Source organism: Mesorhizobium sp. ES1-3 (genome assembly GCF_020164795.1).
GTDB lineage: Bacteria > Pseudomonadota > Alphaproteobacteria > Rhizobiales > Rhizobiaceae > Mesorhizobium.
In genome coordinates this window covers 1-15,137 of the sequence record NZ_JAIUGW010000010.1, presented here as the reverse complement: position 1 = coordinate 15,137, position 15,137 = coordinate 1, and the positions used below count along the sequence as shown (strand labels likewise).

Here is a 15,137-nt window from a genome sequence, read left to right as displayed (position 1 = left end):
ACGCATGTGCCCACCAGGGCCGCATGGCCGCGCCCTGGAGCCTTGTCATGTTGGAAAGCCATCAAGTGACTGAACATCACCCCAAACTCGGCGAGTTCGGCTACGCCGGCGACGATCACGTCGTTCCCTTCGAAGTCGGTCCGCTCGACGTGCGTGGCCGCACGGTGCAGCTCGGGCCGATGCTCGACGCCATCCTTGGCCGCCACGACTATCCCGAGCCGGTCGCCCGCCTGCTGGCGGAAGCCTGTGTGCTGACGGTGCTGCTCGGCACCTCGCTCAAGTTCGAAGGCAAGTTCATTCTGCAGACCCGTACCGACGGGCCTGTCGACATGCTGGTCGCGGATTTTTCCACGCCGTCGGCGCTGCGCGCCTATGCACGTTTCGACGCCGACCGGCTGGAGGCCCTGATTGCGGCCGGCGAGACCTCGCAGCAAACGCTGCTTGGCAGCGGCGTGCTGGCGCTGACCATCGACCAGGGCGCCCATACGCAGCGCTATCAGGGCATCGTCCAGCTCGACGGCGAGACGCTGGAAGATGCGGCGCGCACCTATTTCCGCCAGTCGGAACAGATCCCGACGGATATCAGGCTCTCGGTCGCCAAGCTGCTGACGCCCGGCGTCGGCGGGGCGCGCGAGCAGTGGCGCGCCGGTGGTATCCTGGCGCAGTTCCTGCCGCAGGCCTCCGAGCGCATGCGCATTCCGGACTTGCCGGGCGGGGATGGCGATCCGCGCGAGGAGATCCATGATCCCACGGACAATTCCTGGCAGGAGTTGCTGGCCTTGCTCGGCACCATCGAGCCGACCGAATTGATCGATCCGACCATCGGCGCCGAGCGGCTGCTCTATCGCCTGTTCCACGAGCATGGCGTGCGCGTCTTCGGCGGCGTTCCCGTCACCGACCAGTGCTCATGCTCCCGGGACAAGATCCGTGGCATCCTCGAGGGCTTCTCCGCGCAGGAGATCAAGGACAGCACCGAGGATGGCGGCATCCATGTCGCCTGCGAGTTCTGTTCTACGCAGTACGACTTCGATCCGGCGGAATTTGCGGCTCAGTGAGGTATCTTTCCTTCTCCCCGTTCACGGGGAGAAGGAGCCCGAAGGGCGGATGAGGGGCAGCGCGACCGTCGGCGCTAATTCACCGTGCGCCTTGTTCCCGGCAGATCGAGCGAGAAGGCGGGGATGGCGATGTCGAACGTCTCGCCGCGCTTGTTGCGCATCGTGTAGCGTCCGACCATGATCCCGGACGGCGTCGAGAGCGGGCAGCCGGACGTGTATTGATAGCTGTCGCCGGGATTGAGTTCCGGCTGGTCGCCGACAACGCCCGGGCCGCGTACTTCCTCGACCCGGCCGGCACCATCGGTGATGTGCCAGTAGCGCGACAACAACTGCACGAACTCGTCCGACTGGTTGTCGATCGTTATCTGATAGCCCCAGACATAGCGGTTTTCCGAGGGATCCGAACGGTCCTCGAGATAGAACGGCCTGACCTGCACTTCGATGTTGCGCGTCACGGCGCGATACATGAGCGGCTCCAAAACAATCCGACGACTTTCGGCGCTCCCGGTGAGCAGGTCAACGTGCGCGTCTTGTCGCGCCCGACCTTGAACCGCAGGTGCCGGCAAAGAATGTCATTTAAGTGACACACGACAATGGTGGTGTGCACGAACCGGGCGACTCGGCGCTCTGTCGAACTGTTGAAAACGGCCACGATGCGGGCCGCCTTTCCGGAGTGACCAGATCTCGATGGGACTCACCTTCATAGCCGCCTCGCTTTCGACCGCACTCATCCTTTCAAACGCCGCCAGCATCTCGCTCGCCGCCTCACAGCTGAAACGGCGCGGCACGATCGCCCCGCCGGCCGGCAAGTCGCAACCGGTGTCGATCATCGTCCCGTCGCGTGGCGTCGAGCCGTTCACGCATGAGACGCTGGAACGCGCCTTCGCGCTCGACTGGCCACGCTACGAACTGATTTTCTGCGTCGCCCATACCGACGACCCGGTGGTCAAACTGATAAACAGGGCGATTGCCCGGTTTCCCGAGGTGCCGGCCCGGCTGCTGATCGGTGACGACCGTGTCAGCGCCAATCCAAAGCTCAACAATTGCGTCAAGGGCTGGGAAGCGGCGCGCCATGACTGGGTCATCCTTGCCGATTCCAACGTCTTGATGCCGAGGGACTATGTCGAGCACATGATGGCGGCATGGCGGCCCGACACCGGCCTTGTCTGCTCGACGCCGATCGGCTCGCGACCAGTGGGTTTCTGGGCCGATGTAGAATGCGCCTTCCTCAACACATTGCAGGCCCGCTGGCAGTATGCCGGCGAGGCGCTCGGCCTCGGCTTTGCCCAGGGCAAGAGCATGCTGTGGAACAAGCCGATGCTGGACGCAAATGGCGGCATTCGCGCGCTGGCCGCCGAGATCGCCGAGGACGCCGCCGCGACCAAGCTGGTCAACGGCCTCGGCCTGCGCGTCAATCTCGTTGCGGCGCCCTTCGAGCAGCCGCTCGGCCAGCGCACGCTTGGCGAGATCTGGTCGCGCCAGGCCCGCTGGGCGCGCCTGCGCCGCGTCACGTTCCCGCTGTTCTTCGCGCCCGAAATCCTGACTGGCGCGGCGGTGCCTCTGGCGCTTGCGCTGGTTGCGGCGGCGAGCGCGGGCGTCAGCCTCTGGGCAACCGCGATTGCCGTCTTGGCGGCCTTCTACCTTCCGGAGTGCGCGCTGGCCTTGTCCAAGGGCTGGCACCTGTCGCCGCGCATGGTCGCGGCGATGCTCGCGCGCGACGTGATGCTCCCGTTCATCTGGGCGCGCGGCTGGCTCGGCGGCGCCGTCGACTGGCGCGGCAACGCCATGACCATCCGCACCAAGGCAGCCGAACTGGAGGAGACGCCGTCGCGCGCCTGATCGCCGCGGACGACGCTCCTGAACAGCCTATTTGGCCGCCTTCAGCGCCTGCGCGATGTCTTCCAGCAGGTCGTCGGCGTCCTCCAGGCCGACAGACAGCCTGAGCGTGCCAGGCCCGATGCCAAGTTCGGCGCGGGCCTCGTCGCTCAGGTTCTTGTGCGTCGTCGTCGCCGGATGGGTGATCAGGCTCTTGGCATCGCCGAGATTGTTCGAGATCAGCACGATGTCGAGGGCGTTCTGCAGGGCGAAGGCCGCCGGCTTGCCGCCCTTGACGTCAAGGCAGATCAGCGTCGAGCCGCCCGACATCTGCTTCTTGACGATGGCGGCCTGCGGGTGGTCGGCGCGGCCCGGATAGATGACGCGGGCGATCTGCGGCTGCTCGGCCAGGAAGTCGGCGATCCTGCCGGCACTTTCCGTCTGCTGGCGCACGCGCAGCGGCAGCGTCTCGAGACCCTTCAGCAAGGTCCAGGCATTGAACGGCGACAGGCTGGGGCCGGTGTGGCGGAAGTAGTCGTGCAGATTTTCGTCGATCCACTTCTTGTCCGAAAGGATGACGCCGCCCAGGCAGCGACCCTGGCCGTCGATGTGCTTGGTGGCCGAGTAGACGACGATGTGCGCACCAAGCTGCAACGGCTTTTGCTGTAGCGGCGTGGCGAAGACATTGTCGACGACAAGCCTCGCGCCGATCGAATTGGCAAGCGAAGCGACGGCGGCGATGTCGACGACTTCCAGCGTCGGGTTGGTGGGGCTTTCCAGGAAGAACAGCTTGGTGTTCGGCCTGACCGCCTTTTCCCAGTTGGCGATATCGGTGCCGTCGACCAAAGTCGCCTCGATGCCATAGCGCGGCGCCAGCGTCTCGACCACCCAGCGGCAGGAACCGAACAGCGCGCGCGCCGCCACGATATGGTCGCCGGCCTTGACGCTGCACAGAAGGGCCGCCGTCACCGCAGCCATGCCCGACGCCGTGGCGCGCGCGTCCTCGGCGCCTTCGAGAGCGCACATGCGCTTTTCGAACATGTCGACGGTCGGGTTGGCGTAACGCGAATAGATGAAGCCAGGCTCTTCGCCCTTGAAGCGGGCTTCCGCCGCCTCGGCGGTCTTGTAGACATAGCCTTGGGTCAGGTACATCGCCTCGGAGGTTTCGCCGAATTGGGAACGCAGGGTTCCGCCATGCACGAGTGCGGTTTGAGGCTTCCAATTGCGCGTCTTGCTCGTCATCGTCCTATCCAAACACAAAAAAACCGGCCGCGAAAAAGTCGCAACCGGTCCATACGGCCTTGCGGCCCGACGGTCCTTTAGCGACTTGTTTAACGTGGCTGCAAGCCGACCGGCCAAATCACCACGGGATAACGACCCTTTAGACCCGCGCCACGCTTGCGTCAATTGCCGGCTTCATTAAGAGGTTTGTATCAAAGGCCCAGGAGCCAGACTTTGCGGCAGACAGGCATTCTTCCCGATCAGGACATTTCGGCGCTGTTCCAGTCCGGCGCGCTGAAGTCGCCGCGTGCGCTCGATGCCGATCAGATCCAGCCGGCCAGTCTTGATCTCAGATTGGGTGAAAAGGCCTGGCGGGTGCGGGCCTCGTTCCTGCCCGGTCCCAACCACAAGGTCTCGGAAAAGCTCGATCGGCTGCAGCTGCACGAGATCAGTCTGACCGAAGGCGCGGTTCTCGAAACCGGCTGCGTCTATATTGTGCCGCTGCTCGAGAGCCTGGCCCTGCCGGCTGGCATTTCGGCCTCGGCCAATCCGAAGAGCTCGACTGGTCGGCTCGACATCTTCACCCGCGTCATGACCGACCGGGGCCATGAGTTCGACAAGATCGCCGCTGGCTATCAGGGTCCGCTCTATCTCGAAGTCAGCCCGCGCACCTTCCCGATCATTGCGCGCACCGGTTCGCGCCTGTCTCAAATCCGTTTTCGAACCGGCAACGCGCTGCTTTCGGAAGCCGAACTGCATGAATTGCACCGCGCCGAGATGCTGGTCGCCACCGAGCCGCCGAACATTTCGGGCGGCGGCATCGCGCTGTCGATCGATCTCAACGGCGACAAGGATGGGCTGGTCGGCTATCGCGGCAAGCACCACACTGGCCTCATCGATGTCGACAAGCGTGCCGCCCAGGATGTCGTCGACTTCTGGGAGCCGATCCACAAGAGCGGCGCCGGCGAACTGGTGCTCGATCCCGACGAGTTCTACATCCTCGTCAGCCAGGAGGCGGTGCATGTGCCGCCGCTCTACGCCGCCGAGATGACGCCCTTCGATCCGCTGGTCGGCGAGTTCCGTGTCCACTATGCCGGTTTTTTCGATCCGGGGTTCGGCCATTCGGCGGCCGGCGGCACCGGCAGTCGGGCGGTGCTCGAAGTGCGCAGCCACGAAGTGCCGTTCATCCTCGATCATGGCCAGATCGTCGGCCGGCTGGTCTACGAGCACATGCTGAAGCGGCCGCAGGCGCTCTACGGAACCGACCTGGGCTCCAACTACCAGGCGCAAGGCCTGAAGCTGTCCAAGCATTTCCGCGCCGCGCGCTGATCCTGACGCCATGAGGCCATGCAGAGCTTTAGCCGACCTCTCCAGCCGACGAGTTCAGCATCCGTTTGACGTTTGACTATTCTAGCCGTGAAACATGCGCTTTCTCGCAGTGCCGAGACACGCATTGAAGCTGCCGATGAACAGCAGTTCGCGCCGTGCGAGTTGCGTTTTACCCCAGATGCGTTTCTGCCTTGCAGCGTCAAGCGAAGCCTTTGATCCTTCCAAGGGGAACAGGACTTTGTCCAGGCAGCCGAGGACATGGGCTCGGGCTGAGTCTATCCCGCATGGCTTGGCCGCCTCGTTCAGTTTCGCACCGCCAAGCGTGGACATTCGCTGGTCAGCGTTTTGCATCAGAAATTCGACCTGAGGACTTGAGTAACCGGACGTCAGAAGCCGGTTCTTCATAAGCCCGAGTGCTTCGCCATAGGATTTGGGACTGCACTGCGCGGCTCCATAAGCCACGGACGACGCGTGCGCGAGCAAGAGCACGAAGCCAAGGCTTCGTACGGCGCCTGGCAAATACCTCAAGACCATATGTCAAAGCCTGTCATAGGACCATCTATGACGTCCTGATGTCTGGCGCGTCACAGCGCCTTCACCGCCACCTTCACCGGCTTTTCGATTTCCAGCGGGTTGCGCAGCGGCAGACCAAAATCCCCTGCCTCGATCTCGAACACGTCGCCGGCCTCGGTATTGATGCCGTCGGCGAAGGACAGCGTCGCGGTGCCGAACATATGCACATGTACGTCGCCCGGCTGGCGGAACGCCGAATATTTGAAGTGGTGGTGCTCGAGATTGGCGATGGTGTGCGACATGTTCGCTTCGCCCGACAGGAACGGCTTCTCCCACAATGTCTTGCCGTCACGCAGGATCCGCGACGTGCCGCGGATGTCCGAAGGCAGGTCGCCGATCAGGATCTCCGGCCCGAACGAGGCGTTGCGCAGCTTGGAGTGGGCCAGGAACAGATAGTTCACGCGCTCCGTCACATGGTCCGAGAACTCGTTCGACAGCGTGAAGCCGACACGGAACGGCGCGCCGTCATCGCCAATGACATAGATCCCGGCGACCTCCGGTTCTTCGCCGGCATCCTTGGCAAAGGCCGGTGACATGAGCGCCGCGCCAGGCGCGACCGCCATGGTACCGTTGCCCTTGTAGAACCATTCTGGCTGCACGCCGACCTGGCCTTTCGCAGGCTTGCCGCCTTCCAGCCCCATGCGGAACATCTTCATGGAATCGGTGAGTTGCTCCTCCCCGTCGGTGCTGAGCTTCTTGTGCATGGAATCGCGCGTCGCGGCCGACCCGAGATGCGTCAGCCCCGTGCCGGTCAGATGCAGATGCGCCGGGTCGGGGTGATTGATCGGCGACAGAAGGCGCCCCCTCTTATAGGCGGCGTCCAGATCGATCGTCTCGCCAAGTCCCTTGCGTTCAATCAGGGCGGCCAGGCCGACGCCGGTGCGGGCGGCCTCCATCGCCAGCGAATAGACGCTCCGCGCGCCGTTGATGATCCGGGTCTTCCCGCCGCTGCGGGCAACGACACGGATCGTCTCGGCGTCGTCGAGAATCTGCGAGATCAGCATGATCAGTCCTCTCTCATTTATCTGTATCCGGCTGCCAATGGGCAAACCCTGACCGGCGCGGCGCGGAAACGCGCCACGGTTGAAACGCTTCGTCCGGATTGCGTTCGCGAGCCTGGTCCTTCCCCGGACTTCTTGGTGCCGACGGGCCGCCGGCAGCTTCGCGATCTAGAACCCGTATGCCTCCTAGTCCTCGCCCCCAGCCCTTAAGCCTTGTTCTTGTTGTAGACGTCGAAGATGACGGCCCCGAGCAGGACCAGTCCCTTGACCACCTGCTGCCAGTCGACATTGACGCCCATGATCGACATGCCGTTGTTCATCACGCCCATGATGAAGCCGCCGACCACCGCGCCGATGACCTGGCCGACGCCGCCCATCGCGGAGGCGCCGCCGATGAAGACGGCCGCGATCACGTCGAGCTCGCTGCCGAGGCCCGCGGCCGGCACGGCCTGGCCGAGACGCGCGGCGATGATGAGGCCGCCGAGTGCCGACAGCACGCCCATATTGACGAACACCAGGAGCGTCAGCCGTTCGGTGTTGATGCCCGACAGTTGCGCCGCCTTGGCGTTGCCACCCATGGCGTAGATGCGGCGGCCGATGGTCATGCGCTTGGTGACGAAGACGAACAATGAAATCAACACGCCCATCACCAGGAGCACGATCGGCAGGCCCCGATAGGTCGCGAACTGGAAGACCAGGAACAGCGCCAGCGCGCTGCCTACCAGGGTCTTGATGACGAACAGCGTGAAAGGCTCGGCCTCATAACCGTGGCGTTCGCGCTTGCGCCGCCCCCTGAAGCCGAAATAGGCGTAGGCGAGCACCGCGACCAGGCCCAGCACGATCGTCGTCATGTGCAGCGTGAGCCCGCTGCCGACAATGGTCTTGCCGGCGGCATTCACCGTCGGTGGGATCAGCGTCAGCGGGCCGATCACGTCCGGGATGAAGCCGGAACTCAGCGCCTTGAAACTGTCGGGAAGCGGACCGACCGAGGAGCCGCCGCCAAGCAGCGCCTGGCAGATGCCGCGGAAGATCAGCATGCCGGCGAGCGTCACGATGAAGCTTGGTATGCGGTGATAGGCGATCCAGTAGCCTTGGGCCCCACCGATCAACCCGCCGACGACCAGGCAGACGATCGAGACCACGAGCGGGTTGCTGAACATGCCGAGCGGCCAGATGACCATCATCATGGCGGCAAGTGCGCCGATGAAGCCGGCGACCGATCCTACGCTGAGATCGATATAGCCGGCGACGATGACCAGCAGCATGCCGAGCGCCATCACGATGATGAACGAGTTCTGCTGCACCAGGTTGCTGAGGTTGACCGGTTTGAACAGCGTTCCCGACGTCGTGTACTGGAAGAACAGCATGATGACGATCAGCGCGATGATCAGGCCGTATTCGCGCAGGTTCGTCGTCAGCGCCGAGACGGCGATGCGAGGACCCTGCTTGACGTCCTCGGCGGTGCCGCTTTGCGGCGCGGGAGCGCTGTCTGTGCTCATGATGCTTTTCCTTCTCCGCGAACAATGGCGCGCATGATTTTTTCCTGGCTGGCGTCGCTTGCCGCCATCTCGCCGACCATGCGCCCTTCGTTCATGACATATATTCTGTCCGAGATGCCGAGCAGTTCCGGCATTTCCGATGAGATGACGATGATCGCCTTGCCCTCGGCGGCGAGGCGAGCGATGATTGTATAGATTTCGTACTTGGCACCGACGTCAATGCCGCGCGTCGGCTCATCGAGGATCAGAACTTCCGGGTCGGCGAACAGCCATTTCGACAACACCACCTTCTGCTGGTTGCCGCCCGAGAGATTGCCGGTCAGCTGATAGACGCTGGATGCGCGGATATTGGTCTTTTTGCGATAGTCGTTGGCGACGCTCATTTCGCGCATATCGTCGATGACGCCGCCATTGGAAACGCCGGCGAGGTTGGCCAGCGTCACATTGTGCTTGATGTGGTCAATGAGGTTCAGCCCATAGGTTTTGCGGTCTTCGGTGACGTAGGCGATGCCGTTCTGCACTGCCTTGCCCACTGTCGAAAGGTCGGCGGGCTTGCCGTTGAGCAGCACCTCCCCGCTGATGTGCCGGCCATAGGAGCGACCGAACAGGCTCATGGCGAATTCGGTGCGGCCGGCGCCCATCAGCCCGGCGATGCCGACAACTTCGCCCTTGCGCACCTTGAGGTCGATGCTCTTGATCACTTGCCGTTCGGCATGGATCGGGTGGTAGACGGACCAGTCCTTGACCTCGAAAATGACGTCGCCGATATCAGGCTCGCGCGGCGGGTAGCGATCGTCGAGAGACCGGCCGACCATGGAGGTGATGATCCGGTCCTCGCTGATCTCCTTCCGCGGCAATGTCTCGATCGTGCGCCCGTCGCGGATCACCGTCACCTTGTCGGCGACGCGGTTCACCTCGTTGAGCTTGTGGGAGATCAGGATCGAGGTCATGCCCTGCCGCTTGAACTCGAGCAAAAGATCGAGCAGCGCCTGGCTGTCCTTCTCACTGAGCGATGCCGTCGGCTCGTCGAGGATCAGGAGCTTGACTTCCTTGCTGAGCGCCTTGGCGATCTCGACCAGCTGCTGCTTGCCGACGCCGATATTGGTGATCAGCGTCTTGGGGTCTTCCCTGAGACCGACTTTCTTCAAAAGCTCGGACGTGCGCGCCTCGTTGGCGTGCCAGTCGATGACGCCGTATCTGGCGTGTTCGTTGCCGAGGAAAATGTTTTCGGCGATCGACAGCATCGGCACCAGCGCAAGTTCCTGGTGGATGATGACAATGCCCTTGTGTTCGCTGTCATGGATGCCTCTGAAATGGCATTCCTGGCCCTGAAAGATGATTTGGCCATCATAGGTGCCGGAGGGATAAACGCCCGACAGCACCTTCATCAGCGTCGACTTGCCGGCGCCATTCTCGCCGACCACGGCGTGGATCTCGCCTTCCTCTACGCTGAGGTTGACGTTCGAGAGCGCCTTCACGCCGGGGAACGTCTTGGTGATGTCGCGCATCTCCAAAATCGTCGAGGTCATCAGGGCAGCCTCCTCCTAGACTTTCTTGTTTTTACGCAATTCCTGACGGAAAACCGCTACGCACTTTTCCTGGAATTGCTCTAGGCCGGCAGAAACAATACCGGGGTCGCTTCTGAACGAAAGGGGCCCTGCGTTGTGCAGGACCCCTGATTTTATAGCCAGGATTACTTCAGGTCTTCGGCCTTGATGTAACCGGAGTCGACGACCAGCTTCTGGTAGTTCGACTTGTCGACTTCGTGCGGCGTCAACAGGATCGAGGGAACGACCTTGACGTCGTTGTTGTAGGTCTTGGTGTCGAGGCCGTCAGGCTTGCCGCCCGAGAGCACCTTGTCGACCAGTCCGACAGTGGCCTTGGCTAGGTCGCGGGTGTCCTTGAACACGGTCGAGTACTGCTCGCCCGAGATGATCAGCTTGACCGAGGCGGTCTCGGCGTCCTGACCGGTCACGATCGGCCAGGGCTGAGCGGCCGTGCCGTAGCCCACGGCGCGCAGCGATGCGGTGATACCGCGCGACAGGCCGTCATAGGGCGACAGAACGCCATCGACGCGGCTGCCGTCCGAGTAGTTCGCCGACAGGAGGTTGTCCATGCGGGCCTGGGCGGTTGCCGCCAGCCAGCGCAGCGTGCCGACCTTGTCCATGCCCATCTGGCCGGACTTGATCTTGATCGAGCCGTCGTCGATCAACGGCTGCAGGACCGAAATCGCACCGTTGTAGAAGAAGAAGGCGTTGTTGTCGTCCGGCGAGCCGCCGAACAGTTCGACGTTCCACGGCTTGGTGTTCGGAAAGCGCTCCTTGAGACCCTTGACCAGCGAATTCGCCTGGATCACGCCGACGCCGAAATTGTCGAAGGTGGTATAATAGTCGACATTGGGAGTCTTCTTGATCAGGCGGTCATAGGCGACGACGACGACGCCCGCGTCGTTGGCCTTCTGCAGCGCATCCGACAAAGTGGTGCCGTCGATCGAGGCGATGATCAGCGCCTTCGGGCCCTTGGTGATTTCGTTTTCCAGCTGGCTGAGCTGGTTGGGGATGTCGTCCTGCGCATACTGCAGGTCGACAGTGTAGCCGAGAGCCTCGAGCTGGGATTTGACGGCGTCGCCGTCGTTGATCCAGCGCTGCGAGGTCTTGGTCGGCATCAGCACGCCGACAAGACCCTTGTCGGCCGCGTGCGCCTGATAGCTCATGGCAGCGATGCCAAGGGCCGCCACGGCGGCCAGCGTCTTGATAATCTTCACATTACTCTCCCTGGTTGATGGACGCGACACCTCGGGGCTTCGCGGGTCGCGCAACCGGACAGGAGCGCAAACGCGCCGCTGTCGGCTTTATCGATCTCCGGTATCCTCCCAATCGGCTCCGCGACGCAGTTTCAATCGATACGATTTTGTTCGTTACCGACCCCTGCACCTCGGAACGCGCGGAGGGTGGGTCGCTTTGCCATAACTGTCAAATGCGATCTTTGGTGGTTGCTATACCGAAACCGGTATGGTCTAGCATCCGGGAAGAATCGACGGAAAGGCTGGAAGATCATGGCGGCGTTGCGCGATCCCGATGCGATTCCGGTAAGTTACGAGAAGCTCCCGGGAGACGGGGAAACACTCCTGCGCAGTGGCTTGAGCTTGCGCCACATGCGCATGATAGCCGCCCTCGACGATCACGGACGGGTGAGCGCCGCGGCCCAGGTCATGAACATCTCCCAGCCGGCCGCCTCGCGCATGATCGCCGAGATGGAGGCGGTGCTCGACGTCAAGCTGTGCGAACGGCTGCCGCGCGGCGTAACCCTCACCCCCTATGGCCAGGCACTTGCCAGGCGGGCGCGCTCGATCCTGCTCGAGATGCGCGAAGCCGATCGCGAGATTGCCGAGCTCAAGGCCGGCAAGGGCGGCTCGGTGTTCCTCGGCGCCGTGACCGCGCCGGCGATCGAATTGGCCGTGCCGGCGATTCGCGAGATCCGCCGCATCTACCCGCGCATCGAGATCACCATGCAGGTCGAAACGTCGAACGTGCTCGCCCGCGAGCTGATCGCCTCGCGCCACGACTTCATCATCGCCCGCATTCCCGATGACCTCAATCCGCGGCTGTTCGAATCCCGCGTGATCGGCGTCGAGAAGGCCTGCCTGATCGTACGCCGCGGCCACCCGCTCGCCGGGGGCAATGTGGTGCGGCTGGAAGACACCGCCGCCTATGACTGGGTCTTCCAGTCCGGCGGTTCGCCCTTGCGCCAGGCGATGGAGAGCAACTTCCTGAACCGCAACATCGCGCTGCCGGACCGGATCTTGAACACCAGTTCGCTGCTGCTCACGCTGGTCATGGTCGCGCAATCCGATGCCATCGCGCCGGTATCGGTGCAGGTGGCGAAGTTCATCCAGAACCCGGACGGGCTTGCCGGCGCCATCGACGTCGTCCAGACCGAATTCGACATCGAGGTCAGGCCCTACAGCCTGATCACGGTCAGGAATCGCGTACTGTCGCCGGCGGCCAAGATGCTGCATGATTTCATCCTGCGCGAAGTGGGCTGATGGAACGAGAATCGCCGTCGCGCGTTCAAAAAAAATCGGCATGCGCGCTGGAGCCTGTTTCGGGCGAGGGAACGAGGTGTCGGTGGTCAACAACTCGGGAGGTTTTCATGGAACGTCGGTTGTTTCTTACTGGAATGCTTGGCGTTGCGGGGGCAGTCGCGTTTGCGAGCGTGGCCGGACCTGGCCGCGCGCTTGCCGGTGTTCCCCAAGGCAATGGAATTCTCGATGAATTGGACAAGCCGGATCCGGCTGTCTTCGAAGGGGACGATCAGGTCGAACTGGAGCAGGTCTCCGATCGCCGCTGGCGTCGCTGGAGACATCGCGGTCCCGATGGCTACTGGCGTCGCCGCCATGGACGCCGCCGCGGCTGGAGACGGGTTTGCCGCAGCTACTGGCGCCACGGCCGCCGCCGCGTCCGCTGCCGGCGCGAGCGCGTCTGGCTCCGCGTCTGGCTGTAATCGCTTCTGGTTGACGGCCACCACAGCGTGGCCGATCACCTGACCGTGACGGATTAAGTAATTTAGCTTATTCTAATATCGAATCGACGGAGCATGCCAGCCCATCTCCGTTGCGGAGTTGTCGAGCGGAGCTGCGACCATGCCGAGGGGCGACCAAGAAGAACCGTATTCTAGAATTGTGATCAAGCGTCTACAATCTGGAGGCACTCGGCACGCATGAGGGGCGTGGCAATATTGACCGAAGCCCGCAGCGGTTCTGAATGGCTTGGCAGCCTCACGAACAGCACGGGATTATTCGGCAAGTCAGCCGAATGGCTCGACACGGCCAATCTGGGCTGCAAGCCGAAATCCTTTGATGATCTGCTATCCGCCGTGATCGATCGCGGCGGAACCGCGAACGGCACGTTCGCCGTGAAGCTGTTTCCACGGCATCTTCACTGGTCGCAGGCCAAATATGGAGCCGACTTCCTGGCGGAATGCAGCCGGCGCCATGCCATGGGTTTGATCCTGCTGGAACGGCGGGACCGTCTTCGCCAAGCGATTTCCTATTGCCGGGCGAAGGCGTCAGGCCATTGGAGAAGCACGATGGACGGCGCGGACCTGATTCCGCAATACGACTTCGCCGGCATCTGCCAAGCCTATTTCCTGATCGAGCAGAGCTATGCCTTCTGGGAGGCTTACCTGCGGTTGGCCGATCTGCGTTACGATCACTTTTTCTACGAGGATCTGCTGGACGATCCTCGTCCCTACGTCGCGTCGGTGGCCCGGCAGTTGTCGATGGAAATGCCGGACGGAGAGTTCGAGACGAATTTGCGCCTGCAGCGGGACGACCTCACCGAAGATTGGGCGGAGCGGTTCCGCAGCGACGTCAAATCGGAAGACCTGCTGGCGCATCTGCCCAAGAAGGTGGCGCCGCGGAATATCAACAACCTCGCCCGGTTCCTCCTCAAGAAGGAGATGCGAATCGGCCAGGCTTAGGCATTCCTGACAGCCCTGCCAGTTGGACAGGTTCTGACGTAGACCAGCAGTAGACGAACGTATAGGCGATTGCGCCGATCAGACCCCACGCGCCGATCGAGGGGCCGTTGCTCGTCCAGTGCATCTGCGCGGCAGTGCCTGAAACGGCGAGCATCACCAGCATCTGAGTGATGCGTAAGAATTTCTGCTCCATCTCGCGCATATGGCACTCACAAGGAAACGATTGAAGGCCTACGGCAAAAGTAGGATATCGTAGGTATCTTCTGGCAGTTCGCGGATATCGGCCTGTTTCTCGGACTTGCCGTCGAACACGATGCATCGTCGATAGGAGCGGGCCAGGTATTCCGTCATTTCGGAGACTTTGGCTCGATCGTAACGGCCGGGCACGTATTCCATGAGAATCGGAACACCTTGATCCACAATCTCCCCCATGGATCTGATCGCATCGGGTTCGGCGCCTTCGATATCCATCCATACAAGCCCGATCTCTTCCGGGCTGACGTCGAGGTCTTGCAGTATGCCGTCCACGCGGCGCAGTGGGACTTGAACCGATGTTCCGCCGTGATCAGTCATGCTGCTGGCCCCAAAATTCTTCTCGTCAAAATAGAAATCGACTGTCCCATCCCTGTCCCCAACCGCACACTCGATGACCGAGGTTTTCTCAGCCAGCCCGTTCAAGGCAAGGTTCTGCTTCAGCAGGTGGATATTGTTCGGCGCCGGCTCGACGCAGATCAGCCGGTCAAAATGCCCTTGCCTGGTGAGATAGACGCTATGTGTCCCGATGTTTGCGCCTAGCTCCAACAGCGTTTTCCCAAAGGGCTTGCCGATTATCTCAAGTACCCTGTCAGCCAAGGCTCGCTGATATTGGCCATTCCTGAAAAGGTGCCGGCCTACTAGTTCATGAGGCGAGAAAACAAGCCTGTGGTCAGCGAACTGCCTTGTGACCAAAACTATGTCTTCATTGATCGTCAGCAGGCTGAAGTACCGAAACCCGTCAAAGGTACGGAGTCCGGCGAACAATTTGTCGCGCGAGCGCTTTAGCGCCCTGTCGAATGGTCGAAACATTTTTAGCCCCATGCGGTAGTACTAGGACGTAGTGACGATTTAACGGGTTGGGATTCCCAAGGAAGCGCAAATCAGATTCAACGCTGATTTTTGGAGGT

Annotated in this window: 14 protein-coding genes and 1 riboswitch; of the genes, 5 read left to right on the top strand and 9 right to left on the bottom strand. The window is 62.1% G+C overall.

Annotated elements, in window-relative coordinates; genetic code table 11:
- Positions 1–23: 23 nt before the first annotated feature.
- Positions 24–1,055, top strand: coding sequence for an Hsp33 family molecular chaperone (locus LB536_RS15540; RefSeq protein ID WP_140757821.1), 1,032 nt, complete (start codon positions 24–26; stop codon positions 1,053–1,055).
- A gap of 74 nt (positions 1,056–1,129) precedes the next feature.
- Here the strand turns inward: LB536_RS15540 and apaG are convergent, their stop codons facing one another.
- A complete protein-coding gene (gene apaG / locus LB536_RS15535; protein WP_027146773.1) occupies positions 1,130–1,522 on the bottom strand; it encodes a Co2+/Mg2+ efflux protein ApaG in 393 nt (130 codons plus the stop codon).
- 220 nt (positions 1,523–1,742) lie between these two features.
- On the opposite strand from apaG, the gene LB536_RS15530 reads away from it, so the two are divergent.
- The gene (locus LB536_RS15530; protein ID WP_224593979.1) at positions 1,743–2,894 is read left to right on the top strand and encodes a ceramide glucosyltransferase; all 1,152 of its coding nucleotides are present in this window, start codon (positions 1,743–1,745) and stop codon (positions 2,892–2,894) included.
- Positions 2,895–2,921: 27 nt separating this feature from the next.
- On the opposite strand, the gene LB536_RS15525 is transcribed toward LB536_RS15530, so the two are convergent.
- Positions 2,922–4,112, bottom strand: coding sequence for an O-succinylhomoserine sulfhydrylase (locus LB536_RS15525; protein ID WP_140811323.1), 1,191 nt, complete (start codon positions 4,110–4,112; stop codon positions 2,922–2,924).
- A 57-nt stretch (positions 4,113–4,169) separates the two neighbouring features.
- A riboswitch (SAM riboswitch) is annotated at positions 4,170–4,247 on the bottom strand.
- A gap of 78 nt (positions 4,248–4,325) precedes the next feature.
- Here LB536_RS15525 and LB536_RS15520 point away from each other — a divergent pair.
- Positions 4,326–5,420, top strand: coding sequence for a 2'-deoxycytidine 5'-triphosphate deaminase (locus tag LB536_RS15520; RefSeq protein WP_224593977.1), 1,095 nt, complete (start codon positions 4,326–4,328; stop codon positions 5,418–5,420).
- Between the two features lie 81 nt (positions 5,421–5,501).
- Here the strand turns inward: LB536_RS15520 and LB536_RS15515 are convergent, their stop codons facing one another.
- From LB536_RS15515 to chvE, 5 genes are all read right to left on the bottom strand, one after another.
- Positions 5,502–5,771 (bottom strand): hypothetical protein, encoded by a 270-nt coding sequence (locus tag LB536_RS15515; protein WP_224593975.1) that lies wholly within the window; start codon positions 5,769–5,771, stop codon positions 5,502–5,504.
- 233 nt (positions 5,772–6,004) lie between these two features.
- Positions 6,005–6,997: an AraD1 family protein gene (gene araD1, locus LB536_RS15510; protein WP_140811320.1), complete on the bottom strand. Its 993-nt coding sequence runs from the start codon at positions 6,995–6,997 to the stop codon at positions 6,005–6,007.
- A 203-nt stretch (positions 6,998–7,200) separates the two neighbouring features.
- Complete coding sequence (mmsB, locus tag LB536_RS15505; protein WP_224593972.1) at positions 7,201–8,493, bottom strand: multiple monosaccharide ABC transporter permease; 1,293 nt, start codon at positions 8,491–8,493, stop codon at positions 7,201–7,203.
- On the bottom strand, positions 8,490–10,022 hold the full coding sequence (mmsA, locus tag LB536_RS15500) for a multiple monosaccharide ABC transporter ATP-binding protein (protein WP_140765081.1): 1,533 nt from the start codon (positions 10,020–10,022) through the stop codon (positions 8,490–8,492). The genes mmsB and mmsA overlap by 4 nt, the downstream gene beginning before the upstream one ends.
- A 164-nt stretch (positions 10,023–10,186) precedes the next feature.
- Positions 10,187–11,257, bottom strand: a complete 1,071-nt coding sequence (gene chvE, locus LB536_RS15495; RefSeq protein ID WP_140765083.1) for a multiple monosaccharide ABC transporter substrate-binding protein — start codon at positions 11,255–11,257, stop codon at positions 10,187–10,189.
- A 291-nt stretch (positions 11,258–11,548) separates the two neighbouring features.
- On the opposite strand from chvE, the gene LB536_RS15490 reads away from it, so the two are divergent.
- Positions 11,549–12,538 (top strand): LysR family transcriptional regulator, encoded by a 990-nt coding sequence (locus LB536_RS15490; RefSeq protein WP_015319281.1) that lies wholly within the window; start codon positions 11,549–11,551, stop codon positions 12,536–12,538.
- An 86-nt stretch (positions 12,539–12,624) separates the two neighbouring features.
- Here the strand turns inward: LB536_RS15490 and LB536_RS15485 are convergent, their stop codons facing one another.
- A complete protein-coding gene (locus LB536_RS15485) occupies positions 12,625–12,891 on the bottom strand; it encodes a hypothetical protein (protein ID WP_224593969.1) in 267 nt (88 codons plus the stop codon).
- A gap of 330 nt (positions 12,892–13,221) precedes the next feature.
- On the opposite strand from LB536_RS15485, the gene LB536_RS15480 reads away from it, so the two are divergent.
- Positions 13,222–13,974 (top strand): Stf0 family sulfotransferase, encoded by a 753-nt coding sequence (locus LB536_RS15480; RefSeq protein WP_224593966.1) that lies wholly within the window; start codon positions 13,222–13,224, stop codon positions 13,972–13,974.
- A gap of 231 nt (positions 13,975–14,205) precedes the next feature.
- Here LB536_RS15480 and LB536_RS15475 read toward each other — a convergent pair whose 3' ends face one another.
- Positions 14,206–15,039 carry an FkbM family methyltransferase gene (locus tag LB536_RS15475; protein WP_224593964.1) on the bottom strand — a complete coding sequence of 278 codons (834 nt, stop codon included), beginning with the start codon at positions 15,037–15,039 and terminating at the stop codon, positions 14,206–14,208.
- Positions 15,040–15,137: the final 98 nt, after the last annotated feature.